This window comes from Deinococcus fonticola (assembly GCF_004634215.1).
Lineage (GTDB): Bacteria > Deinococcota > Deinococci > Deinococcales > Deinococcaceae > Deinococcus > Deinococcus fonticola.
On sequence record NZ_SMMH01000010.1, the window covers coordinates 112,875 to 120,451 of the forward strand.

Annotated in this window: 9 protein-coding genes; 5 read left to right on the forward strand and 4 right to left on the reverse strand. The window is 66.1% G+C overall.

Annotation, left to right across the window (positions count from 1 at the left end; genetic code table 11):
* Nucleotides 1–21: 21 nt before the first annotated feature.
* Nucleotides 22–2,559 (reverse strand): heavy metal translocating P-type ATPase, encoded by a 2,538-nt coding sequence (locus E5Z01_RS07955; RefSeq protein ID WP_135228876.1) that lies wholly within the window; start codon nt 2,557–2,559, stop codon nt 22–24.
* Nucleotides 2,560–2,712: 153 nt separating this feature from the next.
* Here E5Z01_RS07955 and E5Z01_RS07960 point away from each other — a divergent pair, with 153 nt between their 5' ends.
* The 4 genes from E5Z01_RS07960 to E5Z01_RS07975 are packed head-to-tail and all read left to right on the forward strand — an operon-like array spanning nt 2,713 to nt 4,317.
* Nucleotides 2,713–2,919, forward strand: coding sequence for a CopZ family metallochaperone (locus E5Z01_RS07960; protein ID WP_119764345.1), 207 nt, complete (start codon nt 2,713–2,715; stop codon nt 2,917–2,919).
* Complete coding sequence (locus E5Z01_RS07965) at nt 2,916–3,473, forward strand: DUF305 domain-containing protein (RefSeq protein ID WP_240738238.1); 558 nt, start codon at nt 2,916–2,918, stop codon at nt 3,471–3,473. The genes E5Z01_RS07960 and E5Z01_RS07965 overlap by 4 nt, the downstream gene beginning before the upstream one ends.
* The gene (locus E5Z01_RS07970) at nt 3,470–3,979 is read left to right on the forward strand and encodes a DUF305 domain-containing protein (RefSeq protein WP_135228877.1); all 510 of its coding nucleotides are present in this window, start codon (nt 3,470–3,472) and stop codon (nt 3,977–3,979) included. The genes E5Z01_RS07965 and E5Z01_RS07970 overlap by 4 nt, the downstream gene beginning before the upstream one ends.
* Complete coding sequence (locus E5Z01_RS07975; protein ID WP_135228878.1) at nt 3,976–4,317, forward strand: metal-sensitive transcriptional regulator; 342 nt, start codon at nt 3,976–3,978, stop codon at nt 4,315–4,317. Before E5Z01_RS07970 ends, E5Z01_RS07975 begins: the two co-directional genes overlap by 4 nt.
* Before the next feature lie 103 nt (nt 4,318–4,420).
* Here the strand turns inward: E5Z01_RS07975 and E5Z01_RS07980 are convergent, their stop codons facing one another.
* Together E5Z01_RS07980 and E5Z01_RS07985 are read right to left on the reverse strand one after the other, a co-directional pair.
* Nucleotides 4,421–5,638, reverse strand: a complete 1,218-nt coding sequence (locus E5Z01_RS07980; RefSeq protein WP_135228879.1) for a vWA domain-containing protein — start codon at nt 5,636–5,638, stop codon at nt 4,421–4,423.
* A gap of 13 nt (nt 5,639–5,651) precedes the next feature.
* Entirely contained in the window at nt 5,652–6,518 is an 867-nt protein-coding gene (locus E5Z01_RS07985; RefSeq protein WP_135228880.1) for an AAA family ATPase, read from the reverse strand.
* A gap of 50 nt (nt 6,519–6,568) precedes the next feature.
* On the opposite strand from E5Z01_RS07985, the gene E5Z01_RS07990 reads away from it, so the two are divergent.
* Complete coding sequence (locus E5Z01_RS07990; RefSeq protein WP_135228881.1) at nt 6,569–6,883, forward strand: hypothetical protein; 315 nt, start codon at nt 6,569–6,571, stop codon at nt 6,881–6,883.
* Nucleotides 6,884–6,888: 5 nt separating this feature from the next.
* Here E5Z01_RS07990 and E5Z01_RS07995 read toward each other — a convergent pair whose 3' ends face one another.
* A complete protein-coding gene (locus E5Z01_RS07995) occupies nt 6,889–7,353 on the reverse strand; it encodes an SRPBCC family protein (RefSeq protein WP_119764333.1) in 465 nt (154 codons plus the stop codon).
* Nucleotides 7,354–7,577 lie beyond the last annotated feature (224 nt).

A 7,577-nucleotide genomic window follows, 5' to 3' on the forward strand; every position in this document is an offset into this window, starting at 1 on the left:
GGGATGATTTTCCGACGCGTTTCAGGTGAGTTGAGGTACCCCCTCAGTCTGCTGGGTCTGCGTCACGGCCACGCCCAGCGGGGGCCTGAACCCGCGTAACCTCAGGGCGTTCGTGAGTACGAAAACGCTGCTGAGGCCCATCGCGGCCGCCGCCAGAACAGGCGAGAGGTTGAGGTTCCACCGGCTGAGCGCCCCCGCCGCCACCGGAATCAGGATGACGTTGTAGGCGAATGCCCAGAACAGGTTCATCTTGATGTTCCGCAGCGTGGCGCGGCTCAGGGCAATGGCATTCGGCACGCCGCGCAGGTCACCGCTCATCAGGATCACGTCGGCCGTTTCCACCGCCACGTCGGTGCCGGTGCCAATCGCCACACCCACGTCCGCCTTGGCAAGCGCGGGCGCGTCATTGATGCCGTCCCCGACGAAGGCCACCGCGCGGCCTCCCTGCTGTAACCCGCTCACCGCGTCCGACTTGCCTTCCGGCAGCACCTCGGCCAGCACACGCGACACGCCCGTTTCCGCTGCCACCGCCTGCGCCGTGGCCTGCGCGTCTCCGGTGATCATGGCGACCTCCAGCCCCTGCGCTTTGAGGGTCTGAATGGCCTGCACACTCCCGTCACGTACCGGATCGGCCACGCCCAGCAGGCCCGCCAGCGCACCATTCACCGCCACAAACACCGGTGTTCTGGCCTTGGCCGCCAGTTCGTCGGCCCTGGCGCCCAGTTCACCCAGCGGCAGGCCCAGCCGGGTCATGAAGCGCGCCGCCCCCACCTCCACGGTATGCCCTTTTACGGTGGCCCGGATGCCGTACCCGGGAATGGCCTCGAAGGATGTGACTTGCAGCTTGGGGCCGCTGTCCTGTGGCCGTTCCGCGGCGCGCTCGATGGCGCGCGCCAGCGGGTGTTCCGATGAACTTTCGGCGGCGGCGGCGAGGCGCAGCAGCTCCGCCTCGCCCAGCGGCGATCCGTCACTGGCAATGACATCCGTGACTTCCGGCTGTCCTCTGGTGACCGTGCCCGTCTTGTCCACGGCGACCACTTTCGCTTCACCGAGGCCCTCCAGCGCGGCGCCGGTGCGGAAGAGGACGCCCATCTGCGCGGCACGTCCCGAACCGACCATGATGCTGACGGGCGTGGCGAGGCCCATGGCGCACGGGCAGGCGATGATCAGCACGGCCACGGCGTGAATCAGCGCATTGGTGAGGGCCGCTTCGCCGCCCGCGAAGAACCACCACGCGAACGTGAGGGCCGCGATGACCAGCACGATAGGAACGAAGACGTTCACCACGCGGTCGGCGAGGCCCTGAATGGGCGGGCGGCTGCTCTGCGCGTCCTCGACCATGCGGATGATGCGCGAGAGGGCCGTATCCGCGCCGACGCCGGTGGCCCGGAAGGTGAAGGCGCCTGTGCCGTTGACGGTGCCGCCCGTGACTTTCGCGCCGGCTTCTTTCAGGACGGGAACACTTTCTCCGGTGAGCATCGACTCGTCGACGTAACTGCGGCCTTCCACGACTTCACCGTCGACGGGCAGGCGTTCGCCGCTGCGCACCAGCACCAGGTCACCGACCTTCACGGCGTCCACCGGGATTTCCTGCACGTCTGCCTGTCCATCAGCAGTGCTGCGCTGGACGCGGGCGGACTGGGGTTGCAGGGCCAGCAGGGTGCGCATGGCCTCGCTGCTGCGGCCTTTGGCAATCGCCTCGAACAGCTTGCCCAGCAGGATCAGCGTGATGACCACGGCGCTCGCTTCGTAGTACACGTGGCGGCTGGCGGCCGGGAACCATTGCGGGGCCAGCGTGACCGCCAGCGAGTACGCGAAGGCCGCCGTCGTGCCGAGCATCACCAGCGTGTTCATGTCGGGGCTGCGGTGCTTCAGGGCGGCCCAGCCGGTACGGTAAAAACGCAGGCCGGGGCCGAACTGCACCGGCGCGGCCAGGGCCAGCATCAGCCAGTTCAGGGGCCCCTCGCCCACGTGTTCCAGCAGCCACATGTGCAGGGGCATGTACAGCATAGGCACCATCGAGAGGATGAACAGCGGAATGCTGAACGCGGCGGCCACCGTCAGGGCGCGGCGCTGCCCGGCAATCTCGTGTTCCTTGCGTTCCCGTTCGGCGTCCAGGCGCGACTGGGTTTGCGCCGCTTCGTCGGGTACCTCGTAGCCGGCGTTTTGTACCGCTTCGCGCAACTTTGCTGGTGAGGTCGCGGCGGGAAGGTACTGCACGCTGGCCCGTTCGGTGGCCAGGTTGACGCTGGCGCCCAGAACCCCGTCCACCTTGTTCAGGGCGCGTTCGACGCGGCCCACGCATGCCGCGCAGGTCATGCCCCCCACCGGGAAACTCAGTTCCGCCGTGCGGGCCTCGTAGCCCGTATCCACCACCTTCTGAATCAGGGCCGCCGGGCTGGTGAGCGCCGGGTCGAAGGTGACCGTGGCCCGCTCGGTGGCGAGGTTCACGTTGGCCTCCTGCACGCCCTCCACCTTCTTCAGGCCGCGCTCCACCCGCCCGACGCAGGCGGCGCAGGTCATCCCGCCCACGTCGATGTCCAAGGTCTTCGTCGTCATGCGCCCAGCCTAGTCCCCCCCAGGGGGATATAAATGTAATTTAGAGCATATTTTCGGATTTAGTAACTCCAGTTCAGCCAAAAAGAAAAAGGTGAGATGCTTTCTGCCCATCGCCTCTTGACATCCTCCCCCCCTGGGTCTACCATTCGGAGTATGAAAACGGAACTGAACATCACCGGTATGAGCTGCGGTCACTGCGTGAGCGCCGTCGAGAAAGCCCTGAAAACCGTTCCCGGCGTGCAGGACGTGCAGGTCACGCTGCAACCCGGCAAGGCCGTGGTGGAAGGCAGCGCCAGCCAGCAGGACATGATCGCCGCCGTGGTCGAGGAAGGGTACAAGGCCGAGGTCGCCGGAGCGTGAACCACACCCGCCTCCTGCTGCTGGGCGTGCTGCTCCTGGGTGGGGGGGCGCACGCGCAGCATTCCCACGCGGGTCACGGGGCTGCACCCATGACCATGCAGGACATGAACGCTGCCGACCTGAAAGTCCTGCGTCCCCTAAAGGGTCAGGCGTTCGACGTGAAATTCGCGCAACTGATGATCAACCACCACCGCATGGCCGTGGACATGGCGCGTTACGCGCTGAAAAACGCCAGCGACACCCGCGTGAGGAAGAACGCGCAGGAAGTCATCACCGTTCAGAACCGCGAGATCGAGCAAATGAAGGGCTGGCTGAACAGGTGGAAGGCCAGCGTGCCGAAAGCCTCTCCGGCCACCATGACCGAGGTGAAAGGCGGCGCGGATCGCTGGTTCCTGACCGAGATGATCCCGCACCATCAGGGCGCGATTGACATGGCGAAACTGGCGCGGACGCGCAGCCAGAACAAAGCCGTGCTGAACATGGCCGCCGCCATCCTGAAAACCCAGCAGGGTGAAATCAATCAGTATCAGGCGTGGTTAAAAACGGTCAAGTGAAGCGGCTTCTTGCCCTGCTGGCTCTGCTAGGCACGTCGGCCGTGGCAGGTGGGCGGGAGCCAACGCCGCCACGCCCGGCCTTTATTGGTTCCAGTCAACTGAACTCGCTGAAAGACGCTGCGTTTGACCAGGCGTTTATGGGCTGGTTCATTTCTCAGGCGAAAGTCGGTGAAACGATGGCAAACTCCACCATGTACGGCGCCATGAATACGCAGGTGAAAGCCTTTGGCCGGCAGGTCAAAACCACCCGCAGTACCAGCATTGCCCGGTTGCGCGGTTGGGGTGGCGGTCAGTTCGCCATCATCGACATCCTGGGGCCACAGAAGAATTACGACGAGTGGTTCCTGACGTACCTGCCGCGCCAAAACGAACAATTACGCCAGCTTCTGAATCTGGTGCCCTCTCACACCCGGAATGCCAATTTGCGTCAATTTGCCGCGCAACTTCACCGCACGCTGGAGCGGGAAGACGCCCAGAGCCGTGAACTTCTGAAGGCGCTGAAATGACCGACACCAGAGAGCAAAACACCGCCGAGCCAACTGCCCCGCATTGCCCCACCGACTCTGCCCACCTGTGCATGCCCGACGACGCCCGCAAACGCGCCCGCCACCGCCTGAGCATTGCGCGGGGCCACCTGGAAAGCATCGTGAAAATGCTGGAAAAGGAAGACGCGTACTGCGTCGACGTGCTGCGGCAAATCAAGGCCGTGCAGGGCGCCCTTTCCGGCGCAGCCGACGTGGTGCTGCGCGGCCACCTGGAAGCGCACGTCGCCACGGCGGCCGACCGGGGCGACACCGTGGAAATCGTCGAGGAACTGATGGAGGCGCTGCGTTACCGCTCCTGAAAAGGGAAATGGCAACTGAGAAAACAACTGAAAAAGCAAGGGTGGGATGCCGTGGAACGCGCATCTCACCCTCTGTTTTGCCGTTTGCAAGTCGTCAGGCTGTTCAACTGTTTTTCAGGCGCCGGGGCAACGCCAGCAGGTCGGCAGTGCTGGCGGCGGGCAGCAGGGCGTCGAGGCTGGGCAGGGCAGCGGCCACGGCCCGCTGGATGGGCTGGTAATTGGGCACGCCCGCCAGCGGCGAGAGCCACACCGTCAGTCCGGCGCGGCGCGACAGGTCACGCAGGGCGCGGCGCACCAGTTCCGGCTCGCCGGTGTCCAGCCCGTCACTGAGAATGAACACGGCGGTCTCCCGGCCCACGCGGGCGCGTTCCTGCCGGGCCAGTTTCAGCAGGTTTTCACCTATGCGGGTGCCGCCGCCCCACGCGGCGCCCAGTTCCGGCAACGTGAGTTCCTGCCCCGGTTTCAGGGCGCGCAGGCGCGGCGTGAGGCGCACCAGATCGGTGCTGAAAGCGTAGACCTCGACGCGACGCGCCGTGAGTTGCAGGGCGTAGGCGAAGTGCAGCAGGCGCTGGGCATCCTCCCCCATGCTGCGGCTGCCGTCCAGCACGATCAGGAAGCGTGGGGCGTGGCGCGGGCGGCCCAGCCAGTGCAGCGTCACCGGGTCACCGGCGGTGCGGGCCGCGCGGCGGACGGTGCGCCGGGCATCCAGTTTGCGGCCGGTAGGACGCGGCACCAACCTGCGGGCATGGCCGAGTTGCACCGCCTGCACGAGTTGGCGGGCGGCCCGCAGCAGAGGCGGCAGGTCGGCCGGCGTTCCGGTGACTGCGCCCCCCTGTCCAGCATGCGGGCTGAGACGCGCCAACAGGGTCAAGTCCGTTTCGGGTGCGTCCGGGTCGTCGTGGGCCTGGCCCTCCGCCGTGCCGGGCAGGGCCTCGGCCTCCAGCTGCTCGCCGCCTCGGTTGCGCGGGGACGTGGTTTTCTGGCCTTCCTGTGCCTCTCCGGCGGGAGCAGTGGCTTCCTGTGGCGGGCCGCCCGGTATCTGTGGCAGCAGGGGCGGCAGGGGTGGGTAGTCCAGCAGCCGGAAACGGAAGAAAGCGTCAAACTCCGCGTCGAAAAGGCGGCCCTGCTCCGGGGACGTGCTGAAAATGGCCCGCCAGGCGTCCCTAACCTCGTGCATGTTCAGGATGTTCACGGCCCCCAGCGCCCGCAGGGCGTCCGCCACTTCGCCCGGCCCCAGCAGAAAGCCGTGGCTCAGGCGCAACCTGGCGGCGAAGTCCGGCAGGTGCGCGGCCAGGTCACCCACCACGTCAGGCCGCCCCATTAGCCCCTTTCCATCAGCGGGAGACTTGTTTCTCCAGCACGGGCTGCGCCAGTTGCCAGTCCTCGCGGAGTTTCAGCACGGTGCCCAGCGTGGTGCGCAGGGCGTCCAGGTCAAGGTGATCGCGGTGCAGCACCACCAGGGCCTGCGCCCAGTCCAGCGTTTCGGCCACGCCCGGCGGTTTACTCAGCGGCAGCTCGCGCAGCGTATGTACGGCGTCGGTGACCTGCCGCGCCAGGTTCTGGCTGATGCCGGGCAGCCTGGCCTGCACGATCTCCAGTTCGGCGGCGCGGGTGGGGTACTCGACCCACTGGTACAGGCAGCGGCGGCGCAGCGCGTCACTCAGTTCACGCGAGCGGTTGCTGGTCAGCAGGACGTGCGGGCGCGACACGGCCTGGAGGGTGCCCAGTTCCGGCACGGTCACCTGCCACTCGGCCAGCAGTTCCAGCAAGAACGCCTCAAAGGCGTCGTCGGCGCGGTCGACCTCGTCGATCAGCAGCACTGGCGGCGTGGGCTGGCTGATGGCCTGCAACAGCGGCCGGCGCATCAGGAATTTCTCGCTGTAGAGCGCGGCGTCATCGATGTCCTGGTTCAGGGCCTCGGCGGCGCGGATGTGCAGCAGTTGCCGGGCGTAATTCCACTCGTACAGAGCCGATTGCGCGTCCAGCCCCTCGTAGCACTGCAGGCGAATCAGCGGCGTTCCCAGCACCGCCGCCAGCGTCTTGGCCGCTTCAGTCTTGCCTACGCCGGCCGGGCCTTCGAGCAGCAGCGGTTTGCCCAGGGCCTCCACCAGCCGCAGTGCCGTGCTCAACGCGGGCGACGCCACGTAGCCGCGTTCAAGGAATGACTGCTGGAGGGCCTGCGCTTCCGGAATGTCTTTCATGGCTCTCCCCTGTCACAACAACGTAAGTTCAGGGCGTGTACCCTGGGGGTATGTTGTCCATTCTGTTGCTCTTCGCCTGCCTGCTGGCCGTGGTGATCTCCGGCGTTCAGCACGGGCGCAAAGCCACCCTGGCGCGGCACGAGGACAACAGGCGCAGGTTCATGGACGCCCTTACCGTTCACGGCTGCATCACGGCCCTGACGGTGCTGTACGGCATCTTTGCCAGCGCCGGTACGCTGTGGATCGTGGTGATGCTGCTGGGCAGCCTCGCGGGGCTGGGGGTGGGGTACTGGGCCATCCGACAAGTGACCCCCGAAGACCTGAAAGACGAATTGCTGAGCACCGACGCCATTCTGGAGAAGTAATCCCGTTAGGCCAGCGTGCCGGACGATGCCCCGACGCTGGCACTCATGTTCTGGAAGGTCTGCTGAATCAGTTTCTGCGCCTGCGAATCCAGCAGCCGCCCGCCCACCGTGGCGACCGGGCCGCGCATGGAAGCGTCGCCGGTCCAGTCGAGGGTGGTGGTGCCGTCGCCGTTATCGACGATGTTCGCCCCGGCCAGCATGTCCACCACACTGCCCAGTCCGCCGCCCGACACCTTCACGTTCACGCGGCCGGCCGCCTCGTCCGGCTGCACGTCAATCTTGAATTTGAACTTTCCCCTCACCATGCCCACGCCCACGTTCACCAGCGCTTCCATCTGGTTGGGGCCGGTCACCTTGATGTCCTGCACGTCCGGCAGGCACGCCGCCACACGCTCGGGATTCTGCACGAAGGCCCACACGGCCGCGGGCGGGGCCTGAACTTTTTCCTGACCGGAGTAACTGAGTTTCATACGTTCACCTCACCAGCATCCAGGGTGCGTTAAAGCAGGACGGAATGAGCCCCAGTGTAGAGCGTGAAGCTCAGAGGAAGCGCGGTTGGTCAAGGGATGGACTGCACCCAAGAAGGCGGACAGGGGGTCAAGTCACATCTGGGCTTGATGATACTGGGCCGCAAACTCTGCCGGGGGCACGTACCCCAGACTGGAGTGTAATCGCCTCTCGTTGTACAGGGTTA

Coding starts and splice junctions, on each gene's coding strand:
- E5Z01_RS07990 (WP_135228881.1), top strand. CDS start 6,569: ATGTTGTCCATTCTGTTGCTCTTCGCCTGCCTGCTGGCCGTGGTGATC.
- E5Z01_RS07995 (WP_119764333.1), bottom strand. CDS start 7,353: ATGAAACTCAGTTACTCCGGTCAGGAAAAAGTTCAGGCCCCGCCCGCG.
- E5Z01_RS07985 (WP_135228880.1), bottom strand. CDS start 6,518: ATGAAAGACATTCCGGAAGCGCAGGCCCTCCAGCAGTCATTCCTTGAA.
- E5Z01_RS07980 (WP_135228879.1), bottom strand. CDS start 5,638: ATGGGGCGGCCTGACGTGGTGGGTGACCTGGCCGCGCACCTGCCGGAC.
- E5Z01_RS07955 (WP_135228876.1), bottom strand. CDS start 2,559: ATGACGACGAAGACCTTGGACATCGACGTGGGCGGGATGACCTGCGCC.
- E5Z01_RS07975 (WP_135228878.1), top strand. CDS start 3,976: ATGACCGACACCAGAGAGCAAAACACCGCCGAGCCAACTGCCCCGCAT.
- E5Z01_RS07960 (WP_119764345.1), top strand. CDS start 2,713: ATGAAAACGGAACTGAACATCACCGGTATGAGCTGCGGTCACTGCGTG.